This is a genomic window from Collimonas sp. PA-H2, assembly GCF_002564105.1.
In the GTDB taxonomy this organism is placed as follows: domain Bacteria; phylum Pseudomonadota; class Gammaproteobacteria; order Burkholderiales; family Burkholderiaceae_D; genus Collimonas.
In genome coordinates, this window is sequence record NZ_PDBX01000001.1 from 2,413,854 (window position 1) to 2,438,419 (window position 24,566).

Here is a 24,566-nt window from a genome sequence, read left to right on the forward strand (position 1 = left end):
CCGCATGCCGTTGTCTGCTTCCCCCTCGCCTTGCCAGCTGATCGACAGCACGGCTTTCCTCGGCCGCGATATCTGGGTCAAGCGCGACGACCTGCTGCATGCCGAGGTCTCCGGCAATAAATTCCGCAAGCTCAAATACCCCCTGCTGGCGCTGCAGGGCAGGCACCCGACCCTGGTCACCATGGGCGGCCCGTGGTCGAATCATTTGCATGCATTGGCGCATGCCGCTGCCCTCGGCGGCTGGCCCAGCATAGGACTGGTGCGCGGCGCCGCCGAGATGAGCAGCGCGACGCTGGACGATTGCCGCCGCCTGGGCATGCAAATCCGCTTCGTGTCGCGCATGGACTATCGCCAGCTGCGCGAAGATGGGCAAGCCTGGCGCCGCCATGTCGCGGCTGCCGATGACAGCCATGTCTGGCTTCCTGAGGGTGGTAGCGCGCCGGCGGCATTGCGTGGTGTGGCGGAGCTGGTGGATGAAATCGAGCAGCAGCTGCAGTTCATTCCTGAAGTGATCATGGTCGCATGCGGCACCGGCGCTACCCTGGCCGGGATTCTGGCGGGCTTGCACGGTCGCGGCCGGGTGATCGGCGTCGCTGTCTTGAAAGATGCCGCTTATCTGCGCCAGGAAATCAAGCGTCTGTTGCAGCAGGCCGGCTATCCCGACTACCAGAACTACCAGTTGCTTACCGATGCCCATCACGGCGGCTATGGCAAGGCGCCGTCGGAATTGCGCCAGTTCTGCCGCGATTTTTCGCAAGAACTGGGTTTGCCGGTCGAGCCGGTCTACACCGGAAAATTATTCCACGCGCTCCGGCAGCTGCAGCAAGCGCATGCATTCCGCGAGGATGAGCGCGTGCTCGCCGTGCATACCGGCGGCATGCAGGGAGCACGCGGTTTCATCGATCAGAGGCAAGATTAATACTCGTACGCCCGGCGGCTGTCCTGGCGCGGCTGCGCCCCATCCAGATAACCGATATCGCGCAGGACATGATCGCTCAGATCTTGCAGGGTAATCAGCGGTTTGGCGGGCTGGGCCTCCAGCCGTTGCTGCAAGCGGCCGATGGCCAGCCGCAGGGTTTGCAGGACGCCGTCCGCGGTACCTTGCGAGCGCGCCGATGCGACGAGGGACGAACCAGTTAATGCTGTAACAGTTTGGCAAGATGTCGATGTGCAGTTCATGGCGGGCTCACAGGTGAGTTGAAGGGAGTTTTAAAATAATTTCTTAAAGCAACTTCGGTATTGGTAAGCATATCGAACCAATCGCCTCTTGGGAAACGACTTGTTTTAACCATCTTGGTCAGTTATGCTTACCAACATGAGCCGACTTCCACTACACACCTTGCCAGTCTTCCGCAGCGCCGCCCGTTCGCAGAACCTGCGCGCCACCGCGGTCGAAATGCACCTTACCCACAGCGCCGTCAGCCAGCAGATCGGCGTGCTGGAGCAGCAGCTGGGCTTCCCCCTGTTCGAGCGCCGCGGCCGCCGCATCGTGCTCAACGAAGCCGGCCAGACTTTGCTGTGCAGCGTCGAGTCGGCGCTGGCGCAACTGGACACCGGCGTGCTGGCCGCCGCCGCCACTGCAGTCGGCACCTCGCAACGCTTGCGGCTGACCGTCATGCCCTCTTTTTTGCAGCGCTGGCTGCTGCCGCGCATGCATCGCTGGCGCGAGCGTCATCCCGACATTGCGCTGGAACTGCATTCTTCGCAGCAGCTGATGGACTTGCAGCGCGATGGTTTCCACGTCGCGCTGAGGCAAGGCAAAGGCGGCTGGCCGGGCTTGAGCGACGAGCGCCTGATCGACAGTCCGCTGGTGGTGGTGGCTTCGCCCGCCACCGCGCGCCGCTTGCAAGGCGGCAGCGTCGCCGCCCTGGCGCACGAACCGCTGCTGGGTAGCGCCGAGTCTTGGGACCGCTGGTTCAGCGAAGCCGGACTCAAGCTGCGCAGCAATCCGGTGGCCACTTTCAGCGATGCCGGCCTGATGCTGCAAGCCGCCGAGCAAGGGCTGGGGATTGCGCTGGGACGCGAGTTCATGGTGGCCGACGCCTTGCGCGACGGCCTGCTGGTGCAGCTGTCGGAGCAGCGGCTGGAACCGGATGTCGACTACGCATCCTACTTCCTGGTGTATCCGCCCGCCCTGCGCGACTGGGCGCCGCTGCAAGCCTTGCGCGGTTGGCTGCATGACGAAGCGTGCGCCTTGCAGAAAAACATTGCGCCGGCGGCGCCAGTCATTACGCCGATGACAGCGGAGCCGCCGAGGAAATCGGCGGCGCGCGCTAAAGCGGCAAAACCGAAACCTTAGAAACCTCAGGTGCGCGGCAGGCGGCAGGTTCCGCCGGTAAGAAGTCGGCAACCTGGCGCGCCACTGTGCCGCTATCCAGCCAGGCCAGCGATTCCAGCCACAGATTGCCGCTGAAGCGATCGTGGAAAAATGCGAAATGGCCGATTTCGGCTAGCGCCAGCTCTTGCGGCTGCACCACTACATGGCTGCGCTCGCTGCCGCGGTAGTGGCGCAGCAGCCGCAGCACCGCGGCCGGGGTGCCGAAGTCGTCGTCGCTGATGCTGTAGGCCAGCAACGGACAACGCAGCTGCGGGAACAGGCGGCCGGCGCCGTCCGCTTGCAGCCGGGCGCGGCGGAACGCCCATTCATACGCGACGCCGGCCGGCAAGTCTTCCAGCCAGCCCAGCCGCCGCCCTGGAAAGTAGCCGACCAGCGCGGTCGCCAGCGGCATCAGCACATGCCACTTCAGCAGCATGCGATAGCGCGCGCGGACGGCATAGTCCTGCCAGTAGGCGAACTGCGCTGCCACAGTCAGCATGCGGTCGATGCGGCCGCTGGAAGCGCTGAAGCCCGGCAGCACGCCGCCAATGCTATGGCCGACCACGGCGATGCCGGCATCCGGAAAATTCTTGATCACCCATTGCATGATGCCTTCGAAATCCTTGCTGCCCCAGTCGAACTTGCTGGCCTTCAGGCGGCGCAGCGAGAGCGGCCGCGAGGCGCCGATGCCGCGGTAGTCATAGGTGATGGCGAGATAGCCATGGGCTGCCAGGAAGCGGGCGTAGCGCGCATAGTAGCCGGCCTTGACGCCGGTGGCGCAATTGATGATCGCTACTCTTTGCGGTAGCTGCAACCGGTCGGAGTAGTACAAGGTGGCCGCCAATGGATAGCCATCGGTGGCGGCGATCCGGGTAGGAGATTCGATCTGCATGTGTCCTCGAATTGCGGCTCTGTATGCCATCGATTGTAGAGAGCAAAAGGCGCAGGCATAAGGTATGCTGCCATCATCTCTTTGTTGAGCATGACTCACCAATATGAATAATCTCGACGCCAATTCACTGATCATCTTCCACCACGTCGCCAGCGGCGGCAGCCTGACCAAGGCCGCCGAGGCGCTGGGGCTGTCGCGTTCCGCGCTCAGCCACCGCATCAAGGCGATCGAAGCGCGGCTCGGCTGCCAGCTGCTGATTCGCACTACCCGCAGCGTCAGCCTGACCGACGCCGGCTACCGCCTGGCGGCCTATGCCGGCAGGATAGCCGACACCCTAGGCGAGGCCAACTTGCTGGCCAACGGCCTTAACCAGGACAGCGCCGGCCTGCTGCGCATCTCGGCGCCGTCCGGCCTTGGCACGGTCTGGCTGCGGCCGCTGATCCTGGCCTACATGGAGGCCAATCCGCTGGTCAGCGTCGATTTGCGCCTGAACGAATTCGCGGTCGACATCACCAGGGACCCGTTCGACCTGGCGATCCGCGTGACCTCGCAACCGCCGGAGAATGTGGTGGCGAAGAAGCTGTTCGGGATTTCCTGGTGGCTGTGCGCCAGCCCGGAACTGGCGGCCCGCTTTGCCGGCGAGCTGGCAGTGCCCGATATTTCGGCGATACCGGTGGCCGGCTTCGCCCGGGCCAGCCAGCTGCACGACATCGTCCTCACGCGCGGCAAGCAGAAGCTGCTGGCGATGCGTTCGCCGGTGCTGGTGTCGAATGAATTGCAGGTGGTACGCGATGCGCTGCTGCGCTCGCTCGGCATGGCGGTTCTGCCTGACTATTACGCCAGGCAAGACGTGCAGGCCGGGCGCCTGCTGCGCTTGCTGCCCGAGTGGCAGGTCGATGCGGGCTACGGCGATCATGTCTACGCGCTGCATCTGCCCGGCCGCATGACGCCGCTGCGGGTCAAGCGGCTGATCGATTTCCTCGCCCGGCGCAGTTAGTGATTGTCGCTATTGTTGAGTTTTTCTCACCGCAGAAGTGATCCGGCGCTATCTTATCCGGCTCTCGCGCAGCGCCTACAATGATTCCCGGACGGCGGCGTTTGCGCCGCATCTCAACCCCCTCTGCGGAAACCCTATGACTGCCAAGCCGCGCGCCACCTGGCTGATGCTGACCTGCTTCGGCATGATCCTATTCCTGTGCATCGGCCAGCGCCATAGCTTCGGCCTGTTCCTGCGGCCGATGAGCATGGAGCTGGGCTGGGAGCGCGCTACGTTTTCCTTTGCCATCGCCTTGCAGAATCTGGTGTGGGGCGTCAGCCAGCCGTTCACCGGCATGTTGGCTGACCGTTACGGCGCCAGGCGCAGCTTCATCGCCGGCGGCATATGCTACGCGTTGGGTTTGTACGGCATGTCGCAAGCCGGCAGCGGACTGCAGCTGGCTGTCAGCGCCGGACTGCTGGTCGGCATCGCCCAGAGCTGCACCGGTTTCGGCATCGTCTACGGCGCGCTCGGCAAGCTCGTTAGCGCGGAGCAGCGCGGCATGGCGCTGGGTATTGTCGGCGCCTTCGGCTCGCTCGGCCAGTTTGCCATGCTGCCCTCCAACCAGGCCTTGATCGGCCATCTGGGCTGGTCGCATGCGCTTTTGATTGGCGGCGGCCTGTGCCTGCTGATGGCGGCGCTCGCCTTCGGCACGCCGGCCGGCGCCGGCAAGCCGGTTGCCAGCACTGGCCAAAGCATGGGACAGGCGCTCAGACAGGCTTTCCGCCATAAAGGATTTCTGCTGCTGACCCTGGGCTTTTTCGCCTGCGGTTTCCAGCTGGCGTTCATCGCGACCCACTTGCCGGCTTACCTGGCGGACCAGGGCCTGAGCCCGACGGTGGGCGTGACCGCGCTGGCAATCGTGGCGCTGGCGAATATCCTGGGCACCTGGCTGTGCGGCTATTTCGGTGAAAAATTCAGCAAGAAGTACCTGCTGGCCGCGATCTACGGCATCCGCGGCTTCGCCCTGGCGGCCTTCGTCCTGCTGCCGGTGACGCCGCTGACCACTTATGTCTTCGCCGCCGTCATGGGTCTGATCTGGCTGGGCACGGTGCCGCTGTCGAATGGCGTGGTGGGGCAGATCTTCGGTTACCAATACATTTCCACCCTGTACGGCTTTGTCTTCCTGAGCCATCAGCTGGGCAGCTTTCTCGGCGTTTGGCTGGGCGGCTTGCTGTTCGACATGACTGGCAGCTATCAGCCGGTCTGGGTCATCGCCATCGGCCTCAGCGCGGTGGCGGCCATCATCAGCCTGCCGATCGACGACCGCGCGGTCCAGGCCAGGCCCGTCCATGTCTGAGCCGGCACCCCTGCGTTTAAGGCAATGGCTGGCGATCCTGCTCGGCGGCGCCCTGTTGCTGGCTTTGCTGGCGGCCTGCTTCCGCGCTTATCTGCGGCCGGATTTCCTGCTGGAGCTGATTTCAAGCAATTTAATGTGCTGATTGATGTGCAAATTGAGGGCATGGCGCTCACGCGGCTGCCAACGGTGGTTAAAATTGGGCCTGCCATCGATTCCTTTACGCCATGACCCAGCCGGATCCCGTCAAACGCCTCACCTGCCCTCGCTGCATGCGACCGCAGCGTACTTGCATCTGCGCCTGGATCAGGCCGACCGTGCACGCGGTGCAAGTGCTGATCCTGCAGCATCCGCTGGAAGTCCATCAGGCCAAGGGCAGCGCCGCCCTGCTGCAGTTGAGTTTGGCCGGCAGCCGGCTGGAGGTTGGCGAAGTCTTTGCAGAGCCGGTTTTGCAGACGCTGCTGCAAGCGCCGCCCGGCGGCCGCACCGTCCTGCTGTATCCGGACACGCCTGAAGACCAGAGCTTGCAGCTGGCCACGCCGCCGCCGCTGTATCCGGCGCTGTTGCCTGAAGCGGAAAAATTGCGGCTGGTGGTGCTCGACGGCACCTGGCGCAAGAGCCGGAAAATGCTGTATCTCAACCCGCTGCTGCAGCGGCTGCCACGGTTGGCGCTGCAGAATATGCCGACTTCGATGCCGGCATCGCGCTACCTGATCCGCAAGGCCCAGCGGCCGGGGCAGTTGTCCACCCTGGAGGCGACTTGCCACGCCTTGATGCAACTGGAGCATGATGAGGAGCGCTATCTGCCCCTGCTGACAGCTTTCGATGGCTTCGTGGCGCAGCAGCTTGTCTATGAGGGGCGCTGAAAACCGTGGTTTTCCAGCTACGCCTGGCATCGACTTCCGGCCTGCGCTCGTGTATCCTCCGCAGTCTCTCCCCAAGTGTTTGTTTTCTCTCGGCAACAAATGCTTACCCTGCAAGTATTCCATCAGTAACAAGATAACGGTCTGGCGGTCGGCCTGACCGCGACGCCAACGTGTGAGGACGCATGAAGGATTATTACGCCGTTCTCGGCTTAGACAGTGATGCAACGAGCGGCGCCCTGAAAAACGCCTATCGCAAGAAAGCCTCAGAGTTTCACCCCGACAGGAATAGCGCACCCGATGCGCCGGCCCGCTTCCGCGATGTGCAGGAAGCCTACGATCTGTTGTCGGATACCGTGAAACGCCAGGAATACGATGAAAACCGGCGCCGCAGCCTGCTGGAAAATCCGCTTGAGAGCGCCCGACAAATCTGGACCACTTATATGAACAAGGTTATGCAATGATGCTTTCCGCTTTTTTTGAAGACTTGACCAAGGCTTACCAGGCTGAACTGGAAGACTTGCAAAGCGATTCCGAAGGCAACGATATCCTGACATCGCGCCTGAAGAGCAAGCGCTCGCAGTTTGCGCTGATGATGCCGATGATAGAAACCGATCCGGAAATGGTGGCCGTGGCGTTTCATGGCGGTGTCGATTTCACCAATCCGCAACAGCTGACCATGCTGCTGGGCGAAGAGCCGGATGACTTTCCTGCCTGGAACGACGTCGCCGACGCTGTGCAGTTCGAGTCGTGGGCGCAAAAGCTGGCCGACATCGCCTTGCAGGAACCGGGCGGCGAGCGTTTCCTGATCACCAGCGTTTGCCTCGAATATCTGTATGAGAAGAGCAACGGCAGCTACCAGGGCGTCTACGGCCACTCGGCCCATGGCGAATCGGACGATGCGGTGGAAGGTGTCGAGGAAGACGAAGAAGACGGCCGCGACCTGGAAATCGAAGGCGCCGACTGGCTGGCGGAGCAGGGCTTCGAACGGCTGGGCTGATTTAAACATTTTGACACTGTGATTCCATGACAAACGCGCTCGTAGTAAAAGCAGCAAACCTGATCCGCAACGGCGATATCGCCGGGGCTGAATTCGCTTTGGTCAGCCTGGCCGAGACCGAAGGCGATTACGCCCTGGTCGCCGCGCTCGAGACGCTGCCGCCGAAAGATTTGCTGGCGGTGATCCGCGAATACGATACCTCGAAAGAGTCAGTCGTCAACCTGGTGGTGACGCCAGAGCAGTTTGCGCGCGCCGTGGTCATGGAACGTTTGTATGGCGACCATAGCCATGTGCGCCTGCGCGGCATGATCAACGCGGTGCTGTTCCGCGACGATAGCCAGACCGGCGAATTCATCGAAGCCATCGGCGATGTCGACGGCGGCTGCGAAGCGCTGATCGATTACCTGTCGGATCGCGACGAAGAGGTCGTGCATTTCGTCACCTACGATACCTTCAACGTCAACCGCATGGAAGAAGGCGATGAAGTCGACAAGGCGGAAATCAGCGATCGCGACTGGAAAGAGCTGACCTGGCTGCTCAAGCATGAGCATGCCGACATGTTCGAGCAGATCTGGCCGGTGCTGAAGAAGCGTATGAAGGAACGGCTGAAGCGCGAAGCCGAGCAGGAATTGCTGGAGCAGCAGGCGCAGGAGCCGCAAGAGCGGCGCGAACGTCCCGCCGCTGGCGCAGCGCCGGCGGCTGTCGCCGATTCCGGCGAAGAGTCGGCGCTCTGAGCGTCGGCTGTTTCTGTTTTCACCGTTCCTGAACTGACGCATCCCATGTCCGACAAGCACCGGAATATCGATCTCATCGACAAGCGCCCTTTTTTTGAAAAGGCGCTTGGCTTTGGTCTCAAGAGCGGCATCCTGGACCAGGAAAAATGCCGCGCCATGATAGAAGACGCCGCCAAGGGCACGGTGCAGGTGGCCGCCTTTTTCGGCACCAGCCATCTGCATACCGACCTGGAAAATGCGCGGCAGCGTATCGTCAACCTGATCAGCCTGTACCTGGAACAGACGTTCAGCGGCGATCTGCGGAAGGCCGCGGAATCCATGCGTGACAACACTTTCCTGTCGCATTCGCGCGGCGGTAACGAGATGCTGAAGGCTTTGCATGCACTGCCGGATTCCACCATTTTCGGCGATACCAAGGGCCAGGGGCTCAAGGAATTCCAGGATGAGCGGACGCTGGCCAAGCCGTTTTCCCCGAATGCTTATCGCAAGGAATTGAAGTCGCGCGAGGAGGCTGCTGCGGTGTTGGCGGCGGCTTTGTGGTTTGCCGATGACATGGGGGTGGAGCGTGCGGCGCTGGAGTTTGCGGGGGCTGAGACTGTGATTCGTACGGCCTTGCTGGTGCGGCTTGGCGGCACCGAGGAGTTTCCTGGGCGGCTGGGGTTTGCCAAGCTGGTTGCTACTGTGCGCGATGAAGCTGTTGTCGGCGGCAAGCTGAAAATTCCTCGGCAGTTGCTGGATGATGTGCCGGCTGAGCATCGCGATATTGCGGGTCGTGTGCGGCGTGAGATCGAGAAGCAGGATGCGCTGGCGGATGCTGGGGTGGGGCTTGATTCCTTGCTGAATCTGATCGAGTTGCGTTACTTCGTGCTTGAAGGTGGGCTGGAGGATGTGGACGGGTTTGATGCGCTGGTGTCGAAGGAGTGGAGCAAGGTTACCAAGGGTAAGGAAGATCCTTATTCGCGTTTGACGGTGTTCATGTGTATTGCGGCGGGGGCGAAGCCTAAGACTGCAGTGTCGGAGACCGAAGCGCGCAGCATGATCCGGCGGGTGCGCGAGCATGGTTTCGAGAGTGAAGCAGTGTTGGCGTTCATCCGGGATGCGGCGCCGTTCGAGATCAAGGATAACCTGCTGTCTTTGTGGGAGGACGAGTTCCTGCCGGAGGCGGAGCAATACCTGCTCGATGAGGACGATCTCAAACTTACGCGCGCGATGAAATTCCTGAAAGAGAACTGCAACATCAAGCTAAAAGCCGCTACCAAGTAAAGAAAACCGGTTGCGCTAAGCCAGCGGCAGTCAAATGGGGTCAGAGTTTTTTTTCGCGTTCTTTGCGAAAATTACTCTGACCCCATTTGACGTTCTACGGGGTGAGTGCGGTGGCATGCTAAGAACGGTCTGAGGATTGATAACGCTGTGGCTACTCCGTGGAAGCTTGCCGGGGGTAGCCCGGCAGCTACTTACTTTCTTTTGCTTGCCTGCGCGGCCCGGCCAAAAGAAAGTAAGCAAAGAAAAGGCGACCGCAAAGCCGTTGCCCTCCCTTCGGTCGGGTCCCCAAATCCGGCGCATATCAGCCGGGTGGGGGACAAAACTCGCCTTCGGCTCAAACATGTCCCCCACAATTCCCGGCTGACACGCGCCGGATTTGGCAACGTCTCAATGCGGGGTACTTCAAAAACAACCTCAACCTCAACCTCAACCTCAACGTCAAAAGCAACCGCAACTGCAACTGCAACTTCAAAAGCAACCCCAACTTCAAAAGCCACAGCCCTGTTCTTTCAGCCGATGCGGAGTCAAATGGGGGCAGAGTTTTTTTTCGCGTTCTTTGCGAAAATTACTCTGACCCCATTTGACGTTCTACGGAGTACATTCGATGGCACGCTAAGATTTTATTTTTCAACTCGCATTTTTCCTCATTGCGCTCTCCTCCGTTGTTCACTAGAATCGTCGCTGGAACACCCGCACAACGGGATTCTTGTTCCAACGTCGCTCGGACGGTTCCGGGCGCTTACGTGAGAGAAAAACATGTCTGAATCCCCAACTCCGCGCAGATTTTCGCGCATCGATCGCTTGCCTCCCTACGTTTTTAATATCACCGCCGAACTGAAGATGGCGGCACGGCGGCGTGGCGAGGATATTGTCGATATGTCGATGGGTAATCCCGATGGCGCGACGCCGCCGCATATCGTGGAAAAACTGATCGAGGTGTCGCAGCGGCCTGATACTCATGGTTATTCCGCCTCCAAGGGGATTCCCCGGTTGCGGCGGGCTATCAGCCATTGGTACAAGAAGCGCTACGATGTCGAATTCGATGCCGATAGCGAAGCGATCGTCACCATCGGTTCCAAGGAAGGACTGGCGCATCTGATGCTGGCGACGCTGGACCGCGGCGATACCGTGCTGGTGCCGAATCCTAGCTATCCGATCCACATCTACGGCGCGGTGATTGCCGGCGCCGACATCCGTTCGGTGCGCATGAGTCCTGGGGTGGATTTCTTCGCCGAACTGGAGCGAGCGATACGGGAAAGCTATCCCAAGCCGAAAATGATGGTGCTCGGATTCCCGTCGAATCCGACCGCGCAATGCGTCGAACTGGAATTCTTCGAGCGCGTGGTCAAGCTGGCCAAGGAACACAACATCCTGGTGGTGCACGACCTGGCCTATGCCGACATCGTGTTCGACGGCTGGCAGGCGCCTTCCATCATGCAGGTGCCGGGCGCGCGCGATGTCGCGGTGGAGTTCTTTACGCTGTCGAAGAGTTACAACATGGCGGGCTGGCGCATCGGCTTCATGGTCGGCAACAAGGAACTGGTGGCGGCGCTGGCGCGCATCAAGAGCTATCACGACTATGGCAGTTTCACGCCGGTGCAGGTGGCGGCGATCGCAGCGCTGGAAGGTGACCAGCAGTGCGTCAAGGATATCTGCGCCAAGTACCAGAGCCGGCGCGACGTGCTGGCCAAGGGCTTGCATGAAGCCGGCTGGATGGTCGACATTCCCAAGGCCTCGATGTACATCTGGGCCCGCATTCCGGAAGCCTACCGGCATCTCGGCTCGCTGGAATTTTCCAAGCAGCTGCTGGAAAAAGCCAAGGTGTGCGTCTCGCCCGGCATCGGTTTCGGCGAGTACGGCGACGAATACGTGCGTTTTGCCTTGATTGAAAACGAAGCCCGCATCCGCCAGGCGGTGCGCGGCATCAAGAGCATGCTGCGCGCGCCGGCGGCGTAAGCATCTCAGCCTGGCGGTGCGGCGACTGCTTGTACCGCCAGGCGCAGTCCCATGGCCTCCAGGATCGCTGTCAGGCTGCTCAAGGCCGGATTACCCGCCGGCGACAGGATGCGGTAAAGCTGGGTCGGATTCAGCTGCGCCGTTGCCGCCACCGCTTGCATGCCGCCAAACGCTTTTGTCATTTGCCGCAGGGCGATCAGCAGATCGCTCTGTTCGCCGTCTGCGAGAATGCTGTTGAGCATTTGAATGGCGTAAGCGGGATCCTGGCGATAGACCTCGGCCATCGCTTCGTCATGGCTTCTATTTTTCATCTTTTATTCTCCTTTGCCAGTCTTGCCAGTATTTACAGGCTTGCTCGATGTCCGCACCTTGCGTTCGCTTGGCGCCGCCGCATAGCAGCAGCACTATTTTTTCCCTGCCATGGCGTAATACACCCGATATCCCGCGCCAACATCGATGCGCATTTCCCAGCCGCCGTCACGGCAAAATTTATGGTCGCCGAAATTGCCCAATTCCATGCGGTTCACGCGTCTATCGATCGCAATTCTTGCCTTCAGATATGACAACTTGCGTGACCAGTCGAGATAAATGTCTTTGTTGCCGGATCCCAGGTAATGGTAGATTTCGTACATAATATTTTCACTTATAAACGAATATTCGTCAAAGGCCTTTTTCACCTGCCTGAAAGCGCCCTTCTCTAGCTGACACAAAATGTCACCACGGATGACAAGAGAGGGCAGTTTTGCAGGCCTGAAACCGGCCAATTACCAGGTTTTACGCGCCTATCAGACCAGTTTTCGATAGCCTTGCTTGGGCATGGAAATTGCTGCCAAGCAAACAGCCACAGGTACACACGATTTGCGCATGGTCGCAGGTGTTTGCACTGTGTCTGCAAAACCAGGCTTGGACCACATCGATGATCAAAATTAGTGTTATTTCTTACAACAACATGGCGCCAGAGCAGCCCATGTCGGCCGTCTTCGGCCGTGAGCCGAAAACCCTCGGCCGCAGCGAAGAAAATTATTTCGTGCTGGTCGATCCGCGCAACCTGGTGTCGCGCACCCAGGCTGAAATCAAGAGCGACGGCATCCGACAGACCATCACCAATCTCAGCCGCGCCAATCCGATCCTGCTGAATGGCCGTGAGATTGATGTCGAGTGCGAGGTCGATCTGCAGATAGGCGATGAAATCCAGATTGGACTGTATCTGTTGCGCGCTGAAGCGCAGCTCAATTTAATGAAAGACAACCCAGACATGACCTCGACCAATCCGGTGCGCCGAGTCAATGCCAGCAAGCCACTGCTTAGCGTATCCGAGACACGCCTGGCCGCGCTGGCGCAACTGAACCTGGAGCTGGCCGCTACCGCCAGCGCCGCGTTGCCGACCTCCGCGCCCGCCGCTGCGACGATGGCGCGCTCGGTAAGCCAGGCAACTGCTGCGCCGGCCAGTCCGGCCGCCGCGCCGCTGAATAGCACGGACGACAGCCATCCTGCCGCCGAACCGAATGCCGCCAGCGAAGCGCTGATGCAAGCCTTCATGAAGGGCGCCGGCCTGACGCCCGGCGCGCTGGCGCCTACCCTGACGCCGGAATTCATGGAAACAGTGGGCAAGCTGCTGGCGATTGCCGTGCAAGGCGCGATTGATTTGAACGCCGCGCGCGCGCTGGTGAAGCGCGAAGCGCATGCGGACGTGACCAAGGTGGTGGTCCGCAACAATAATCCGCTGAAGTTCTTCCCGGACAGCCAGACCGTGCTGATCCAGATGCTGCGCAAGAAAATGCCGGGCTTCATGGGCGCCACCGAAGCCATGCAGGATGCCTACGAAGATCTGCACGGGCATCAGGTTGCCGTTGTTTCCGGCATGCGCGCCACCATGAACGAAACCATGCAGCGCTTCAATCCGGAAGTAATGGAGAGGCATTCGCAAAAAGGCGGCATGCTGGATACGCTGTTGCCGGCTACGCGCAAGGCCAAGCTGTGGGATGCCTATGTGCTGCGCTATCAGCGCATCATCGGTGAAGCGTCGCAGGATGATTTCCAGACCCTGTTCGGTAAAGCCTTCTTGCAAGCTTACGAGAGAAAAATCGAGAAGCTGAAGAAGGCTTCCCCACATGCCTGAGCAGTCCCTGCTCAGCAACACGGCAGCGCCGATGCTGCTGAGCCTGGCGCAGCTTAGCCATGCCGGCGGCCGGCAAGTCAACCAGGATTCCTGGGGCAGCGCGCAGCAAGACGACCTGACCTGCATCATCGTCTCCGACGGCGTCGGCGGCGAGTATGGCGGCGAGATTGCATCCAACGTGGTGGTGCATTCGATCATGGAAATGTTTGTCGAAGAAGCCTCCTTCGGTCCGCGCGCGCTGCAATCCTATCTCGATTACGCGGTGGCCCAGCTGAACCGGCGCCAAGGACAGATTCCGCGCCTGAAAGACATGAGCGCAACCGTGGCGACGCTGCTGATCGACCAGAAAAACCGCTGCGCCCTGTGGGGCCATATGGGCGATACCCGCATCTATCAGTTCCGCCGCGGCCAGCTCCTAAACTTCACCAAGGATCACAGCCTGATCCAGCAATTCGTCGATGCCGGCCATTGTTCGCCCGAGCAGCTGCGGCGTCATCCGCGCCGCAGCATCCTGTGCGCCGCGGCCGGGGTCGAGGGCAGCGCACCGGCGCAAGTGACCCAGAATCCGGTGCCGATACAGGACGGCGACGCCTTCCTGTTGTGCACCGACGGTTTCTGGGAATGGATCAGCGAAGCCGAAATGGCGCTGGCGGCCGCGCAAGCCGGTTCAGCCCAGGACTGGCTCAACATCATGCACGCGGTGGTGGAAAAGAATGGCCAGACCTGCAATGTGCCGCTGGATAACTGCACCGCGTTTACGATATACGTAGCCGAGCCGCCAGCAGCCAAAATCCTTAATCATTGAAGACGTGTTGATAACTATCCTAATAATATTGCTAACGTCGAATCCAACTGAATATGCAAAACGCCCAATCGGTTGACCCGCAAGAACCTTCTGCCATGGCTGTCGAGAACTGCCTGCCGAAAGGTACGCGCCTGGCCGATTTTGAAATCATCGGCGTGATCGGCGAAGGCGGTTTCGGTATTGTCTATTTTGCATTCGACCGCTCGCTGCGCCGCATGGTCGCCATCAAGGAATACATGCCGGGCGCCTTTGCCGGGCGTGGACCGGACAAGAAGGTGGTGGTGCGCTCGCAGCGCCACCGCGAGACATTCACCATCGGCCTCAAGAGCTTCATCAAGGAAGCGCGCCTGCTGGCGCAGTTCGACCACCCAGCCTTGATCAAGGTGTACCGCTTCTGGGAACAGAACAACACCGCCTATATGGCGATGCGTTACTACGAAGGCCGCACGCTCAAGAGCGTGGTGCAGAATTCGCCGGCGCAGGTCACTGAAGCCTGGCTGAAAAGCATGCTCAAGCCGATGCTGGAAGCGCTGGCCGCCATGTACCGGGTGCAGATCCTGCACCGCGATATCTCGCCCGACAACATCATGATCCAGAAGAGCGGCGAGGCAGTGCTGCTGGACTTCGGCGCGGCGCGCCAGATCATCGGCGACATGACGCATTCGCTGACGGTGATCCTGAAGCCGGGCTACGCGCCGATCGAGCAGTACGCCGACGACGCCATGATGAAGCAAGGTCCGTGGACCGATATCTATTCGCTGTCGGCGGTGATTTACTTCGCCATCAAGAAAACCGCGCCGCCGACGTCCGTGGCGCGCATGATCCAGGACCCTATCGAACAGCTGCAAAACGGCGGCCACAGCGATTTCAGCCAGGCCTTCCTGGCGGCGATCGACAAGGGGCTGGCGGTCAGGCCGGAAGACCGTCCGCAATCGATAGAAGAATTCCGCCAGCTGCTCGACCTGGAGCTTTCGGTGCCGATGCCGATGCCCGACAACGACGCCGTGCCCCCGCGCTCTTCCAGTAGCGGCAGGCGCAAGCCGGCCGCTACTGCCGGCAGCAAGCATGAGAGCAGCGCACAGACACTTGCCGCCGCCAACGTCATGGAACGGCCGTTGCGGGCGCCTGCTTTATGGATTGCCGGCGCAGTCTGCGTGGTGGTGGCCGGCGCCTATCTGTGGCTCAAGCCGGCGCCGTCGCAGCAGCCGGAAGCGCCGCTGGTGGCGTCGCGCGCAGCGGCAGTGCTGGTGGCAAAGCCGGCGCCGAACGCTGCCGTGGCCGGCGAGCAGATCCTGGACGAAGAAACCATCGGCTGGGAAACTCTCAAGGAGCTGAAAAACGTCACGCCGCAGCAGATCACCGCCTTCCTACAGAAATACCCGGACAGCAAGCATGCCGCGGTGGCGCGCGCCCGGCTGGCGGAGCTGCAAGGCAAAGGCGCCGCCGAAGCTGCCGCCAAACCGGCCGAGGTGAAAAGCGCGGAAGCCAAGACCGCCGAGCCCAAGCCGGCCGATGCTACCGGCGTAGTCACCTTGGCCATCAGGCCGTGGGGCAACGTGATTGTGGACGGTAACCTGAAGGGCGCCAGTCCGCCGTTGAAAAAGCTGGTCCTGGCGGAGGGCAAGCATCAGATCAAGGTGGCGAATCCGAGTTTCCCCGATAAGGTCTTTGAAATTGACGTCAATCAGAAGAAATCGCGTAGTATCGATTACAATTTTTCGCCCTAATCAACGCTTTCCAGCCAGGCACATTCCATGACCACCTCTTTTTACCGTGTCGGCAGCGCCGCCATGATGGCTGCGGCCTTCATGCTCAGCGCCTGCGATACGATCGATACGGCAAAAACGCCGGCAACGGCCAGCCAGAAACCCTCCGTTCCAACGCCGGCAGCAGTTGCTGCCGCTCCCCAGCCGCCGGCGCCGCCGGCAGCCCTGAGCGACGGCATCGCCCTGTACAACAAGGGCAGTTATAGCGCCGCCATCAAACGTCTGACCAACGGCCAGGATATCTGGTCGGCGGACACCGCGCTCCAGACCGAAGCCTTGAAATACATGGCCTTCAGCTATTGCGTTACTTCCCGCAGGAAGCTGTGCAAGCAGCAATTTGAAAAAGCCCTCAAGCTGGACCCGGGTTTCGACCTGGCGCCGGGCGAACAAGGCCATCCCTTGTGGGGCCCGGTATTCACCCAGGCCAAACGCTCGGTTGCCGCCAGCGCAAAAAAATAACGGGACCTAAGCTCCTAACGGCCGAACACCGGAGCGGAAAATCCCGGCAGCTGGGGAATCCGTTCCGTCATGAATTGCATGAACACCGTGGCGCGCAAGGATTGGTAGCGGCGCGACGGATACAGCAGGGAGGCTTCCTGTCCCGCTGCGCTCCAGGCTGGAAGAATGCGCTGCAGCTGGCCCGACTCCAGCAGATCGTGCACCAGCCAGGACGGGCATATGCCAAGACCGGCGCCCATCAGGAAACTTTCGCGTATCGCCAGTGAACTGTTGACCAGGTAGCCGCTGCGGGTGGCGATCTCGACCGTGCCGCCGGGGCCGCTGAGCTGGCTCACTTCGCCGTTGGCGGGCCGCGCAAAGCCGATGTAGCGGTGGCTGGCCAGGTCCTCGGGGCGGCGGATTTCAGGATGGCGCGCCAGGTAGGCCGGCGCTGCCACCAGATAGCGATGCGCACCGGCGATCTTGCGCGCGATCATGTTGGGCGGCAGCGTGCCTGCCAGCCTCAGCGCCACGTCGACGCCGTCTTCCACCAGGTCGACAAAGCGGTCATTCAAGATCAGCTCGACCTCGATCTCCGGATATAACTCCAGAAATTCCAGCACCAGCGCATTGAGCCGCAACTGGCCGAGGCCGAGCGGCGCATTTACGCGCAGCAGGCCGGCCGGTTTTTCGGTCAGGCCGCGGGCGTCGCTGACTGCCTCATTGAACTCTTCCAGCACGTGTTTGGCGCGCTCGTAAAACCGCTTGCCTTGCTCGGTAGCGGTAAGGCTGGTGGTGCTGCGTTCCAGCAGCCGCACCCCAAGCTGCTTCTCCAGCGCGGCGATGGTTTTGCTGACGGTCGGCTGCGTGCTGTGCTGTTCGCGCGCCACCGCCGACAGGCTACCCAGTTCGACCGCGCGGACGAAGCTGCGGCAAGCTTTGATTTGATCCATGTCATTCCAATTTGGAATAGGAGATATGCAATTATGCATTCTAGTACATTGCTTGGGAATGACTTATCTTGACATAGGCATTGGCTATATCTCGATTACCTGCGGATTTCCGCCTGACCAACAGGAGCATTCATGAAGCATCAGAAGATTCTCGCTGCCCTGGCCGCGCTGTCGATGTTGACCGGCAGCACGCTTGCCGCGGCGGCGCCGGAAGCGCCGCCGGCGACGCAGCAATGGGTCGCCAGCTGGAGCGCCAGTCCACAACCGATCTGGGAGGCCGGTTTCGCTTTGTCGACCAACATCCCGGCAAGCCTGTCGAACCAGACCGTACGCCAGATCGCCCGCATCAGCCTGGGCGGCAAGCGCGCCAGGGTGGTGCTGTCGAACGAATTCGGGAGCACCCCGCTGACCTTGGGCGCGGCGCATATCGCGCTGGCCGGCGACGGTTCCGGCATCGTCGCCGGCTCGGACCGTAGCCTCACCTTCGGCGGCCGCCAAACGGTGACGATTGCGCCGGGCGCGCCGGTGGTCAGCGATCCTGTCGATCTCGAACTGGCGCCGCTGGCCCAGGTCGCGGTCAGCATCTTCCTGCCGCAAATCACGCCGCTCACAACCTTCCATTGGGACGGCAAGCAGACCGCCTACATCGCCCAAGGCAACCTGACGGCGGCGCCCCTGATCGATAACGCCCAGACCCTGGACGCACGTTTGTTCCTCAGCACGATCCTGGTCGAGGCGAGGCCGGCAACGCGCGTGGTGGCGGCCTTCGGCGACTCGATCACCGATGGCGGCGGTTCCACTTCGAATAGCAACCAACGCTGGCCCGACCTGCTGGCGCAGCGCCTGGCCGCGCAGGATGTTGCGGTGATCAACGCCGGCATATCCGGGGCCAGGGTGCTGAGCGACAAGATGGGCGTCAACGCCCTCGCCCGCTTCGAGCGCGATGTGCTGAACCAGCCCGGCCTCGACACCGTGATCCTGCTGATGGGCATCAACGACATCGGCTGGCCCGGCAGCAGCTTCACGCCGCAGGACCCGGCTTTAGCGGCGGAGCGCTTGATCGACGGCTACCGGCAGCTGATAGCGCGAGCGCGTCTGCATCATGTACGTATCGTCGGTGCTACCTTGACGCCGTTCGAGGGCGCATTGCAGGACACCGAGCTGAAAAGCTATTATTCCGAAAGCAAGGAAAAGACCCGGCAAGCGGTGAACCGATGGATACGCGGCAGCGGCCAATTCGACGCCGTCATCGATTTCGACGCCGCCATGAGGGATCCGGCACATACGGGACGCCTCCTGCCAGCCTACGATTGCGGCGACCATCTGCATCCGGGCGATGCTGGTTACCGGGCCATGGCCGAGGCGATCGATCTGACAACTTTACTCGGCCGGCGCTGAATAATCGAGGATGGGATCTAAATAGGTTTTTGCCTCTAATCGGCGCTAAAACAGGGCTGTCCCAGCAATCTGCCGCGGCTTTTCAGGTAGATTCCAGCCCTATGGCAAACTGTTGGCGTTTGCCGTGGCCCGTTGAAGAATCCACAAAACCACTAGAGACCTATGTCCCATCCCGTATACCCCCATCTGCTCGCCCCGCTCGACCTCGGCTTCGCCACATTGAAGAACCGGGTGGTGATGGGTTCTATGCACACCGGTCTGGAAGATCGCTTTTTCCATTACGCCAAGCTGGCGGAATATTTCCGGGCGCGCGCCAAAGGCGGCGTCGGGCTGATCGTCACCGGCGGCATTTCGCCTAACCGGCAAGGCTGGCTGCTGCCCTTCGGCGGCACCATGAACAGCCTGGGCGACATCTACAACCACCGGCGCCTGACCAGCGCGGTACATGAGGAAGACGGCAAGATCGTGATGCAGATCCTGCACGCCGGCCGCTACGGCTACCAGCCGCTGGTGGTGTCGGCTTCGGCCATCAAGTCGCCGATCTCGATGTTCAAGCCACGCGCGCTGAGCGAGCGCGGCATCCAGTCCACCATCAATGCCTACGTGCGCAGCGCGACCCTGGCGCAGCGCGCCAACTACGACGGCGTCGAGATCATGGGCAGCGAAGGCTATCTGCTCAACCAGTTTCTGTCGCCGCGCACCAACCGCCGCACCGACCGCTGGGGCGGCAGCATCGAGAACCGCATGCGGCTGGCGGTGGAAATCGTGCAGCGCATGCGCGCGGCGGTGGGCGAGCGCTTCATCATCATGTATCGCTTGTCGCTGCTGGACCTGGTCGAGGGCGGTAATACCGGCGAGGAAGTGGTGGCAGTGGCGCAGGCGCTGGAAAAGGCCGGCGTGACGCTGATCAATACCGGCGTCGGCTGGCATGAAGCGCGGATTCCGACCATCGTCACCTCGGTGCCGCGCGGCGCTTTCCGTGAAGCGACGGCGCGCCTCAAGCGCGCGGTCGGGATTCCGGTGATTGCGTCGAACCGCATCAACACGCCGGAGGTGGCGGAGCAGATCCTGGCCGAGGGCGACGCCGACATGATTTCGATGGCGCGGCCGTTCCTGGCCGATCCCGAATTCGTGCTGAAGGCGCAGCAGAACCGCGCCGATGAAATCAATACCTGCATCGCCTGCAACCAGGCTTGCCTGGACCACACCTTCCAGAACAAGCGCGCCAGCTGCCTGGTCAATCCGCAGGCTTGCCATGAAACCGAGCTGGTCTACCGCCCGGTCGCCAAGGCGCGGCGGGTGGCGGTGATCGGCGCCGGGCCGGCGGGTTTGTCGGCGGCCAGCGTGGCGGCTGAGCGAGGGCATCAGGTGACCTTGTTCGAGGCGGCGGCGCAGATCGGCGGCCAGTTCAATATCGCGATGCAGATTCCCGGCAAGGAAGAGTTCAGCGAAACCATACGTTATTTCCAGCGCCGCCTGGAGCGCACCGGTGTCGAGCTCAAGCTCAATCACCGGGTCGGCAATCGGCAGCTGGAGGCGCTCGGTTTTGACGATGTGATCGTGGCTACCGGGGTGGCGCCGCGCAGCTTGCGGATTCCGGGTATCGACCATCCTATGGTGCTGTCGTACCTGGATGTCTTGCAGCGCAAGGCTGCGGTGGGTAAGCGGGTGGCGGTGATCGGGGCTGGCGGCATCGGTTTCGACTTGTGCGAATTCTTGCTGCACGATGCGGATGTGCCTTTGCCGGTGCCGATTGCTGAGTGGATGGATGAGTGGGGGGTGGATCCTTTGGCTGCCTCGGCGGGCGGCTTGCGGCCTGCTGTTGCGGCGGAGCCGGTGCGGGAGATTCATTTGCTGCAGCGTAAGCAGAGCAAGGTGGGGGCGGGGCTTGGCAAGACTTCGGGCTGGGTCCATCGTAGCGTGATGCAGCGTAATGGGGTGGAGATGCTGGGCGGGGTTGAGTATCTGCGGATCGATGACCGGGGCTTGCATATCTCAGTAGGTGGCGTCGACCGTTTGCTGGAGGTGGATAACGTGGTGATTTGCGCGGGGCAGGAGTCGCTGTATGAGCTGGTTCCTGTTGATGCTATTGTTCCAGGCAAGCCTGGCGAGCCGGTCAAGACCAAGGCGCAGCAAGCCGGCCTGCGCTACCACCTGATTGGCGGCGCCTCGTTCGCCAGCGAACTGGATGCCAAGCGTGCCATCCGCGAAGGCGCAGAACTCGCCGCATCACTATAAGTGCAGTCAATTGGGGTCAGAGTTTTTTTTCGCGGCCTTATGCGAAAATTACTCTGACCCCAATTGACGTTCTACGGAGCACGGTCGGTGGCGTGCTAAGAACGGTCTGTGGGTTGATAACACGGTAGCTACTCCGTGGAAGCTTGCCGGGGGTAGCCCGGCAGCTACTTACTTTCTTTTGCTTGCCTGCGCGGCCCGGCCAAAAGAAAGTAAGCAAAGAAAAGGCGACCGCAAAGCCGTTGCCCTCCCTTCGGTCGGGTCCCCAAATCCGGCGCGTGTCAGCCGGGTGGGGGACAAAACTCGCCTTCGGCTCAAACATGTCCCCCACAATTCCCGGCTGACACGCGCCGGATTTGGCAACGTCTCAATGCGGGACACTTCAAAAGCAACCCCAACTTCAAAATCAAAAACAACGGCAACGTCAAAAACACCTGTCTTGCTGAGCTTGAGTGGTGTTTTCTCGTCTGCTGAACTACCCCGCCAGATTTGTTATGATCATCGTTCTCCACTCCCACAAGGAAACCATTTCATGACTATCAGCCAACCCGCTGTGCAGCAAACTCCTCCTCAACTGTTAGGCCTTTATCCGCCGCTGGAACCGTTCAAGTCGGGCATGCTGGATGTGGGGGATGGGCATCAGGTTTATTGGGAAATGTGCGGCAATCCTGACGGCAAGCCGGCGGTGTTCCTGCATGGCGGGCCGGGGGGCGGTTGCAATGCTGACCATCGGCGGTTGTTCAATCCTGCCAAATATTGCGTGATGCTGTTCGACCAGCGCGGTTGCGGGCGGTCTACGCCGCATGCCAATCTGGAAGCGAACACTACCTGGCATCTGGTGGCGGATATCGAGCGGCTGCGGGAAATGGCCGGGGTCGATACATGGCAGGTGTTTGGCGGCTCATGGGGCAGCACCCTGGCGCTGGCTTATGCCGAGAAACATCCTGAACACGTCAGCGAGCTGGTGCTGCGCGGCATATTCACCGGGCGCCGTGAAGAAATCCAATGGTATTACCAGGATGGCGCGTCACGCCAGTTCCCGGACAAGTGGGAAGCCTTCCTGGCGCCGATTCCGCCGGCCGAGCGGCATGAGATGGTGCAAGCCTACAGCCGCCGCCTGACCGGTACTGACGAAGTCGCCAAGCTGGCGGCGGCCAAGGCGTGGAGCGTGTGGGAAGGTAGCACCGTCAAGCTGTTGCCCGATCCGTCGCTGGCGCAGGCGCATGAAGATCCGGAATTCGCGATCGCTTTTGCCCGCATCGAAAACCATTATTTCATCAACGAATGCTTCTTTGAAGACCAGCAGCTGTTGCGCGATGTCGGCCGCCTGCGCGGCATTCCGGGCGTTATCGTGCAAGGCCGCTACGATGTCTGCTGCACGCCGAAGACCGCGTGGGAACTGCACAAGGCCTGGCCGGAAGCGGAGCTGCATATCGTGGAAGATGCCGGCCATGCCTACAGCGAGCCGGGCATCCTGCATCAACTGATTACGGCCACCGACAAATTCGCCGGCTGATGTGAGATGGCCGGAGCGCGTCCTGCGCTCCGGCCGAACGCGGCGCAATCGCCGATTCTTGCGGAGGAGCGTATGCTGCGACTACCTCGCTTCCGATCTCTGCCTGCTGTCTTGCTGGCGCTGTCCGCGCTGATGTCTCCGATGTCTCCGCTCTACGGCGAGACCTTGAAGAACTGGTTCAACGATCCCTTCATCCAGGTGCGCCACGCCGTACCCGATTGCCCGCCGCCGCTGGGGCCGCTAGTCAGCGAGCAAGAGGCGCGCAGGGAGTCCCACTGGCGCACTGAGCGCGGCACCAGCTGCTGGCTGGCCGGTCAGTGCAGCAAGCCGAACTCCTATCTTTACGATGTGGCTATCGCGCAGGCGGTGCAGGCGCACTTCGCCGTCGATCCGGCCTTTGCCCGCAGCAGCCTGTGGCTGACCTTCCAGCGCCGTTTCGTCTGGGTCGAAGGTTGCAGCGCCGATCCGGCCATCACTGCCGCCGCGCTGGAAGCCTTTGTCCGCGCCGCACCTGATGTTGAAAGGGTGATCGTCAACCTGCGCGCGCCGGGCGCCAGCAAGATGCCTTATCCGCTGGCGCCGCCCTGACGATTTCTATTCGATGCGGGCCGCGCCCGGCCTGGCCGAATAGCCGTCGTTCAAGGTTTTCAGGAAGGCGATCAGGTCGCCGATTTCTGCATCGTCGAGCGCCGGCGCCTGGCCAGCCTTGCGGTTCAGCGGCGCATCCAGGCTGTCGATGTTGCCGCGGTAGCGCGGCGGCAGGTCGTCGTACTTGTCTATCTTGCCTTTGACCTTGGGATACCACTTGCCGGGATCGGTATCGCGCTCCGCGTAGAAATGCAGCATGTCTTCCAGTGTGTGGAAGCGGCCGTTATGAAAGAACGCGCCGCGCGTCGCCACATTGCGCAGGGTGGGCGACTTGAACATGCCGCAGAACTCCGCTTCCTTCATCATGTCCTTGCGGTCCGGGCCGCAAATGCCGAGGTCGGCATAGTGCGGATCGCGGTTGGCGGCGATCTCCGGATTGCGCGGCACGCCCAGCGCCTGGAAGCCGAAATCGGTGAACTGCGCCGGCCGTCCTCCCGGTCCCGGCGTGTCGACGTGGCACTTGGCGCAATTGCCTTTGTTCGGATTGTTGAACAAACCGTAGCCGCGCAATTCGGCCGGCGTGAAATCGGCGTTGCCCGCCATCGCCGCATCGAACTTGCTGGTGTAGGGATGAAAGCTCGGGTCTTCGGTCTGGAACGCCTCCAAAGCCAGCGTCGCTTTTTCCAGCGCCGCCGCCGGATGATCGAAGATGTCGGCGCCATATATCTGCCGGAACTGCGCCACGTAGCTGGCCTGCTGCAATCTGGCGACCACCGCGGCAGGATCCGGATTCGCCATCTCGTTCACATTCAGCAAGGGGATCAATGCCTGTTCGTGCAGCGTATCGACCGCGCCGTCATGGGTGAAGCCGCCGGTCGGCCCTTCATCCTCGGTATCGTCCGGTCCTGGCACGTAGTAGTGGCGGGTGAACTTGGGCGTGAAACCCAGGTAGCGCAAGGACGGCACGGCGCGCGTGCCCTGCCGCCGCATGTCGGCGCCGCCCAGTTGCACCGCCAGCCCGTTCGGCGGCCCGTTCGGCGGCCCGTAAGCATGATCGGGACTATGGCAGGTCGCGCAAGACATCTTGCCGGAAGTCGATAGGGAAGCATCGAAAAACAATTGTTTCCCCAGCTGCGCTGCGGCACTCAGGGTAGCAGCCGGTTCAGGATACCGTACCCACATTTTCAAGCCAGGCTTTGGTGTAACCGGCACAGCAGCCTGCACAGTTGCAGAAGCCGCCGCCCCGCCAGCATGCGCCGGCGCATCGGCATCACGACACCCGCCCAGCAACAGCGCCAGTGCGGCCGACGCCAACAAGACAACAACCCCCCTATATTTTCTGCTCAAGACGTTTGATCCATTTTCATATATTTGCCGCCACCTCTTTAAT

The 24,566-nt window shown here is 61.3% G+C and carries 24 protein-coding genes and 1 pseudogene; 19 read left to right on the plus strand and 6 right to left on the minus strand.

What is annotated here, in order from left to right:
* The first annotated feature begins 4 nt into the window (after positions 1-4).
* A complete protein-coding gene (locus BCF11_RS11015) occupies positions 5-919 on the plus strand; it encodes a 1-aminocyclopropane-1-carboxylate deaminase/D-cysteine desulfhydrase (protein ID WP_098494778.1) in 915 nt (304 codons plus the stop codon).
* Here BCF11_RS11015 and BCF11_RS11020 read toward each other — a convergent pair.
* Positions 916-1,179 (minus strand): hypothetical protein, encoded by a 264-nt coding sequence (locus tag BCF11_RS11020; RefSeq protein ID WP_098494779.1) that lies wholly within the window; start codon positions 1,177-1,179, stop codon positions 916-918. The two genes, BCF11_RS11015 and BCF11_RS11020, sit on opposite strands and share 4 nt — an antisense overlap.
* Positions 1,180-1,303: 124 nt before the next feature.
* On the opposite strand from BCF11_RS11020, the gene BCF11_RS11025 reads away from it, so the two are divergent.
* Positions 1,304-2,299, plus strand: a complete 996-nt coding sequence (locus BCF11_RS11025) for a LysR substrate-binding domain-containing protein (protein WP_098494780.1) — start codon at positions 1,304-1,306, stop codon at positions 2,297-2,299.
* Here the strand turns inward: BCF11_RS11025 and BCF11_RS11030 are convergent.
* Positions 2,274-3,209, minus strand: a complete 936-nt coding sequence (locus BCF11_RS11030) for an alpha/beta fold hydrolase (protein ID WP_233212441.1) — start codon at positions 3,207-3,209, stop codon at positions 2,274-2,276. The two genes, BCF11_RS11025 and BCF11_RS11030, sit on opposite strands and share 26 nt — an antisense overlap.
* A 103-nt stretch (positions 3,210-3,312) precedes the next feature.
* Between BCF11_RS11030 and BCF11_RS11035 the strand changes: the two genes are divergently transcribed.
* The 9 genes from BCF11_RS11035 (at position 3,313) to alaC (ending at position 11,358) form a co-directional block, all read left to right on the plus strand.
* The gene (locus tag BCF11_RS11035) at positions 3,313-4,206 is read left to right on the plus strand and encodes a LysR family transcriptional regulator (protein WP_098494782.1); all 894 of its coding nucleotides are present in this window, start codon (positions 3,313-3,315) and stop codon (positions 4,204-4,206) included.
* Between the two features lie 136 nt (positions 4,207-4,342).
* Complete coding sequence (locus tag BCF11_RS11040) at positions 4,343-5,545, plus strand: MFS transporter (RefSeq protein ID WP_233212442.1); 1,203 nt, start codon at positions 4,343-4,345, stop codon at positions 5,543-5,545.
* Positions 5,538-5,687 (plus strand): hypothetical protein, encoded by a 150-nt coding sequence (locus BCF11_RS28155; RefSeq protein ID WP_199110827.1) that lies wholly within the window; start codon positions 5,538-5,540, stop codon positions 5,685-5,687. The genes BCF11_RS11040 and BCF11_RS28155 overlap by 8 nt, the downstream gene beginning before the upstream one ends.
* An 82-nt stretch (positions 5,688-5,769) precedes the next feature.
* Positions 5,770-6,408: a tRNA-uridine aminocarboxypropyltransferase gene (locus tag BCF11_RS11045; protein WP_098494783.1), complete on the plus strand. Its 639-nt coding sequence runs from the start codon at positions 5,770-5,772 to the stop codon at positions 6,406-6,408.
* A 182-nt stretch (positions 6,409-6,590) separates the two neighbouring features.
* Positions 6,591-6,869: a DnaJ domain-containing protein gene (locus BCF11_RS11050; RefSeq protein WP_098494784.1), complete on the plus strand. Its 279-nt coding sequence runs from the start codon at positions 6,591-6,593 to the stop codon at positions 6,867-6,869.
* Entirely contained in the window at positions 6,866-7,405 is a 540-nt protein-coding gene (locus tag BCF11_RS11055) for a hypothetical protein (protein ID WP_098494785.1), read from the plus strand. The genes BCF11_RS11050 and BCF11_RS11055 overlap by 4 nt, the downstream gene beginning before the upstream one ends.
* A gap of 26 nt (positions 7,406-7,431) precedes the next feature.
* Positions 7,432-8,139 carry a hypothetical protein gene (locus BCF11_RS11060; protein WP_098494786.1) on the plus strand — a complete coding sequence of 236 codons (708 nt, stop codon included), beginning with the start codon at positions 7,432-7,434 and terminating at the stop codon, positions 8,137-8,139.
* Between the two features lie 45 nt (positions 8,140-8,184).
* The gene (locus tag BCF11_RS11065) at positions 8,185-9,402 is read left to right on the plus strand and encodes a hypothetical protein (protein WP_098494787.1); all 1,218 of its coding nucleotides are present in this window, start codon (positions 8,185-8,187) and stop codon (positions 9,400-9,402) included.
* 756 nt (positions 9,403-10,158) lie between these two features.
* Positions 10,159-11,358, plus strand: coding sequence for an alanine transaminase (gene alaC, locus BCF11_RS11075; RefSeq protein WP_098494789.1), 1,200 nt, complete (start codon positions 10,159-10,161; stop codon positions 11,356-11,358).
* Between the two features lie 5 nt (positions 11,359-11,363).
* Here the strand turns inward: alaC and BCF11_RS11080 are convergent, their stop codons facing one another.
* Together BCF11_RS11080 and BCF11_RS11085 are read right to left on the minus strand one after the other, a co-directional pair.
* Complete coding sequence (locus tag BCF11_RS11080; protein WP_098494790.1) at positions 11,364-11,669, minus strand: DNA-binding protein; 306 nt, start codon at positions 11,667-11,669, stop codon at positions 11,364-11,366.
* Positions 11,659-11,990 (minus strand): annotated as a pseudogene (locus BCF11_RS11085) (type II toxin-antitoxin system RelE/ParE family toxin). Before BCF11_RS11085 ends, BCF11_RS11080 begins: the two are co-directional and overlap by 11 nt.
* Positions 11,991-12,274: 284 nt before the next feature.
* Between BCF11_RS11085 and tagH the strand changes: the two are divergent.
* Genes tagH through BCF11_RS11105 form a run of 4 tightly spaced genes read left to right on the plus strand, consistent with a single transcriptional unit; the run spans position 12,275 to position 16,507 of the window.
* Positions 12,275-13,477, plus strand: coding sequence for a type VI secretion system-associated FHA domain protein TagH (gene tagH / locus BCF11_RS11090; RefSeq protein WP_098494791.1), 1,203 nt, complete (start codon positions 12,275-12,277; stop codon positions 13,475-13,477).
* Complete coding sequence (locus BCF11_RS11095) at positions 13,470-14,282, plus strand: PP2C family serine/threonine-protein phosphatase (RefSeq protein ID WP_098494792.1); 813 nt, start codon at positions 13,470-13,472, stop codon at positions 14,280-14,282. Before tagH ends, BCF11_RS11095 begins: the two co-directional genes overlap by 8 nt.
* 53 nt (positions 14,283-14,335) lie before the next feature.
* Positions 14,336-16,009 carry a serine/threonine-protein kinase gene (locus BCF11_RS11100; RefSeq protein ID WP_098494793.1) on the plus strand — a complete coding sequence of 558 codons (1,674 nt, stop codon included), beginning with the start codon at positions 14,336-14,338 and terminating at the stop codon, positions 16,007-16,009.
* 27 nt (positions 16,010-16,036) lie between these two features.
* Positions 16,037-16,507, plus strand: a complete 471-nt coding sequence (locus BCF11_RS11105) for a TssQ family T6SS-associated lipoprotein (protein WP_098494794.1) — start codon at positions 16,037-16,039, stop codon at positions 16,505-16,507.
* 14 nt (positions 16,508-16,521) lie between these two features.
* Here BCF11_RS11105 and BCF11_RS11110 read toward each other — a convergent pair whose 3' ends face one another.
* Positions 16,522-17,439 carry a LysR family transcriptional regulator gene (locus BCF11_RS11110; protein ID WP_098494795.1) on the minus strand — a complete coding sequence of 306 codons (918 nt, stop codon included), beginning with the start codon at positions 17,437-17,439 and terminating at the stop codon, positions 16,522-16,524.
* A 132-nt stretch (positions 17,440-17,571) separates the two neighbouring features.
* Between BCF11_RS11110 and BCF11_RS11115 the strand changes: the two genes are divergently transcribed.
* From BCF11_RS11115 to BCF11_RS11130, 4 genes are all read left to right on the plus strand, one after another.
* On the plus strand, positions 17,572-18,837 hold the full coding sequence (locus BCF11_RS11115) for an SGNH/GDSL hydrolase family protein (RefSeq protein WP_098494796.1): 1,266 nt from the start codon (positions 17,572-17,574) through the stop codon (positions 18,835-18,837).
* 162 nt (positions 18,838-18,999) lie between these two features.
* Positions 19,000-21,075 (plus strand): NADPH-dependent 2,4-dienoyl-CoA reductase, encoded by a 2,076-nt coding sequence (locus BCF11_RS11120; protein ID WP_098494797.1) that lies wholly within the window; start codon positions 19,000-19,002, stop codon positions 21,073-21,075.
* Positions 21,076-21,604: 529 nt separating this feature from the next.
* The gene (gene pip, locus BCF11_RS11125) at positions 21,605-22,588 is read left to right on the plus strand and encodes a prolyl aminopeptidase (protein WP_098494798.1); all 984 of its coding nucleotides are present in this window, start codon (positions 21,605-21,607) and stop codon (positions 22,586-22,588) included.
* 72 nt (positions 22,589-22,660) lie between these two features.
* A complete protein-coding gene (locus tag BCF11_RS11130) occupies positions 22,661-23,176 on the plus strand; it encodes a BON domain-containing protein (protein WP_098494799.1) in 516 nt (171 codons plus the stop codon).
* A gap of 6 nt (positions 23,177-23,182) precedes the next feature.
* Here BCF11_RS11130 and BCF11_RS11135 read toward each other — a convergent pair whose 3' ends face one another.
* Positions 23,183-24,523, minus strand: coding sequence for a cytochrome-c peroxidase (locus BCF11_RS11135; protein ID WP_098494800.1), 1,341 nt, complete (start codon positions 24,521-24,523; stop codon positions 23,183-23,185).
* Positions 24,524-24,566: the final 43 nt, after the last annotated feature.

Bases quoted from the DNA above. Each gene is read 5' to 3' on its own strand.
- BCF11_RS11015 (WP_098494778.1), top strand. From the start codon at position 5: ATGCCGTTGTCTGCTTCCCCCTCGCCTTGCCAGCTGATCGACAGCACG.
- BCF11_RS11020 (WP_098494779.1), bottom strand. From the start codon at position 1,179: ATGAACTGCACATCGACATCTTGCCAAACTGTTACAGCATTAACTGGT.
- BCF11_RS11025 (WP_098494780.1), top strand. From the start codon at position 1,304: ATGCTTACCAACATGAGCCGACTTCCACTACACACCTTGCCAGTCTTC.
- BCF11_RS11030 (WP_233212441.1), bottom strand. From the start codon at position 3,209: ATGCAGATCGAATCTCCTACCCGGATCGCCGCCACCGATGGCTATCCA.
- BCF11_RS11035 (WP_098494782.1), top strand. From the start codon at position 3,313: ATGAATAATCTCGACGCCAATTCACTGATCATCTTCCACCACGTCGCC.
- BCF11_RS11040 (WP_233212442.1), top strand. From the start codon at position 4,343: ATGACTGCCAAGCCGCGCGCCACCTGGCTGATGCTGACCTGCTTCGGC.
- BCF11_RS28155 (WP_199110827.1), top strand. From the start codon at position 5,538: ATGTCTGAGCCGGCACCCCTGCGTTTAAGGCAATGGCTGGCGATCCTG.
- BCF11_RS11045 (WP_098494783.1), top strand. From the start codon at position 5,770: ATGACCCAGCCGGATCCCGTCAAACGCCTCACCTGCCCTCGCTGCATG.
- BCF11_RS11050 (WP_098494784.1), top strand. From the start codon at position 6,591: ATGAAGGATTATTACGCCGTTCTCGGCTTAGACAGTGATGCAACGAGC.
- BCF11_RS11055 (WP_098494785.1), top strand. From the start codon at position 6,866: ATGATGCTTTCCGCTTTTTTTGAAGACTTGACCAAGGCTTACCAGGCT.
- BCF11_RS11060 (WP_098494786.1), top strand. From the start codon at position 7,432: ATGACAAACGCGCTCGTAGTAAAAGCAGCAAACCTGATCCGCAACGGC.
- BCF11_RS11065 (WP_098494787.1), top strand. From the start codon at position 8,185: ATGTCCGACAAGCACCGGAATATCGATCTCATCGACAAGCGCCCTTTT.
- alaC (WP_098494789.1), top strand. From the start codon at position 10,159: ATGTCTGAATCCCCAACTCCGCGCAGATTTTCGCGCATCGATCGCTTG.
- BCF11_RS11080 (WP_098494790.1), bottom strand. From the start codon at position 11,669: ATGAAAAATAGAAGCCATGACGAAGCGATGGCCGAGGTCTATCGCCAG.
- tagH (WP_098494791.1), top strand. From the start codon at position 12,275: ATGATCAAAATTAGTGTTATTTCTTACAACAACATGGCGCCAGAGCAG.
- BCF11_RS11095 (WP_098494792.1), top strand. From the start codon at position 13,470: ATGCCTGAGCAGTCCCTGCTCAGCAACACGGCAGCGCCGATGCTGCTG.
- BCF11_RS11100 (WP_098494793.1), top strand. From the start codon at position 14,336: ATGCAAAACGCCCAATCGGTTGACCCGCAAGAACCTTCTGCCATGGCT.
- BCF11_RS11105 (WP_098494794.1), top strand. From the start codon at position 16,037: ATGACCACCTCTTTTTACCGTGTCGGCAGCGCCGCCATGATGGCTGCG.
- BCF11_RS11110 (WP_098494795.1), bottom strand. From the start codon at position 17,439: ATGGATCAAATCAAAGCTTGCCGCAGCTTCGTCCGCGCGGTCGAACTG.
- BCF11_RS11115 (WP_098494796.1), top strand. From the start codon at position 17,572: ATGAAGCATCAGAAGATTCTCGCTGCCCTGGCCGCGCTGTCGATGTTG.
- BCF11_RS11120 (WP_098494797.1), top strand. From the start codon at position 19,000: ATGTCCCATCCCGTATACCCCCATCTGCTCGCCCCGCTCGACCTCGGC.
- pip (WP_098494798.1), top strand. From the start codon at position 21,605: ATGACTATCAGCCAACCCGCTGTGCAGCAAACTCCTCCTCAACTGTTA.
- BCF11_RS11130 (WP_098494799.1), top strand. From the start codon at position 22,661: ATGCTGCGACTACCTCGCTTCCGATCTCTGCCTGCTGTCTTGCTGGCG.